Origin of the sequence: Streptosporangium sp. G11 (genome assembly GCF_051192615.1) — a bacterium.
In the GTDB taxonomy this organism is placed as follows: Bacteria; Actinomycetota; Actinomycetes; order Streptosporangiales; family Streptosporangiaceae; genus Streptosporangium.
This window is the reverse complement of the sequence record NZ_JBPJUQ010000366.1, coordinates 1-599: the sequence shown is the minus strand read 5'-3', so window position 1 is coordinate 599 and position 599 is coordinate 1. Positions and strand designations below refer to the sequence as shown.

Annotated in this window: 1 protein-coding gene; it reads right to left on the bottom strand. The window is 66.6% G+C overall.

Annotated features, from left to right (window positions below):
* A partial coding sequence (locus ACSDR0_RS51065; RefSeq protein ID WP_435296211.1) for a helix-turn-helix domain-containing protein occupies positions 1 to 520 on the bottom strand: 520 nt, incomplete at its 3' end.
* Positions 521 to 599 lie beyond the last annotated feature (79 nt).

Sequence of the window (599 nt, the reverse complement as noted above, 5' to 3'; positions counted from 1 at the left end):
CCGGGTCGTGACTGGTGGCCCAGGAACGGGGTCGCCGCCGGCGCACCCCCTCGGCCAGCAAAATCCGCCGCACCTGCGAACGGGCCACCTCGATGCCCACCTCCTGGGCGGCCTCGGTCAAAGTGTCCAGCGTCCAACTTCCCGGCCCAGCATCCTCAGCCGCGGACAGTTCACCGGTTGCCTCATCGCGCACCGGCTGGCCCGGAGGCCGGCTGCGGGCCAGTGCGATGATCTGCGAACGCTCGGCTTCACCGATTCGCCGTTTGCGGCCCACTCCGGGCCGATCTCCCAAACCGTCCAGGCCCTCTTCGTTGAAACGCGTCAGCCGGTAGCGCACCGTCTTCTCCGCGCAGCCGAGCTCGCGGGCAATCTGCGGCACCCGCAGCCGCTCCCAGCTCAAAGAGATGATCTGAGCCCGCCGTATCCAATCGGCCGGAGCATGCCGGGCACCGACCAACTTACGGATCTTCCGTTCCTCCACCATGTCCTTCGGCGCTCGCGCGAACAGGAGCTTCGGCACTGCCTCACCGCCCATCAACGACCCGCTGGGCCCTGATCGTACGTCTAATCTTGCTGCTCAAAAAGGAACGAAGCACTAG